1 protein-coding gene and 1 pseudogene are annotated in these 1,083 nt (G+C 58.4%); one reads left to right on the top strand and one right to left on the bottom strand.

What is annotated here, in order from left to right:
* Positions 1-192 precede the first annotated feature (192 nt).
* On the bottom strand, positions 193-645 hold the full coding sequence (locus EN935_RS37345; protein ID WP_127262932.1) for a hypothetical protein: 453 nt from the start codon (positions 643-645) through the stop codon (positions 193-195).
* Positions 646-707: 62 nt separating this feature from the next.
* On the opposite strand from EN935_RS37345, the pseudogene EN935_RS37340 reads away from it, so the two are divergent.
* Positions 708-1,083: pseudogene (locus EN935_RS37340) on the top strand (sigma-54 factor interaction domain-containing protein); the annotation flags it as partial.

Genomic DNA, 1,083 nt, shown 5'->3' with positions numbered 1-1,083 from the left:
GTGATACAGGGAGGGCTGTGGGGTCCCTCCTTCTCGGCCTCGACGATGTGGGAGGAGCCTGTGCGGCGAAACGGGCTAGACGCCCCCAGGCCCAGAACTTGGGCGAAACCAACTCCCACCAAAGCACAGCCGCTTTAGTAGCCGAACAATGAAGCCTCGCTCGACGAGCCGCCGCCTCTACTGTCAGCGGCATCACGCGGTTGAAGCGAACAGCGCAGCGGCTACTGTTTCCCGCACAACTCGGACGGCAATTGGGACAAGTCCGCACATGTCGTCACGTAAGCTGAACGCCGCAGGTACAGCCAAATTGGGGGCGGGGCGTTTCTGCCGTTTTGATAGAATTCTATCAAACTGACAATTTTCCTTGCACGAATGCAAGGAGAGCTCGATTGACTCCCCTCCTTTCTTGTCAAGGATGGGTTTGCAGGCTGCGGTGCGGCAGAAGCCGGACAGAACGGCGACCGGTCGAGTAAAGGCCTGCGCAAACAAGCGCGCATATTGCGGGCGCCCGCACGGAGGAGAAGACGCTCGTCCTGGTGAAAGACAACGATGCTCAGGCGCCATTGCCATTTGCCGAGGGGGTCCGCGCGCCGGAAATTTCGAAGCAACAAAGGTGAGATCGAGAATGATGATGGCGAAATACAACACAGCTCACCGTCCAGTGCAGTTCTACCGGCGGGTGGCGGAGTGGGATGGGCTGCCAAATGGAACGTAAAAAGATCAGCAAGGAGATGCTTGGCGATAGTCAGGCGCTGCGCAAGCTGCGTGAGCACCTTGTCAAGGTGGCCAAGGCGAAGACTACGGTCCTGTTGCGAGGTGAATCCGGAACCGGCAAGGAGCTGGTTGCCAAAGCCATTCACGAGCTCTCGCCTCGCGCCAAGCAGCCCTTCATCAAGGTCAATTGCGCGGCGCTCACCGAGACGCTTCTGGAATCTGACTTGTTCGGTCATGAGAAGGGTGCCTTCACCGACGCGAGCAGTTTGCGCAAGGGGCGCTTTGAGGCTGCCGACAAAGGCACATTGTTTCTGGACGAGATTGGCGAAATATCAGGTTCGTTCCAGGCTAAGCTGCTGCGTGTCCTGC

The sequence above is a fragment of the Mesorhizobium sp. M7D.F.Ca.US.004.03.1.1 genome (assembly GCF_003998635.1).
Classification (GTDB): domain Bacteria; phylum Pseudomonadota; class Alphaproteobacteria; order Rhizobiales; family Rhizobiaceae; genus Mesorhizobium; species Mesorhizobium loti.
This window is presented reverse-complemented; position numbering and strand designations above follow the sequence as displayed.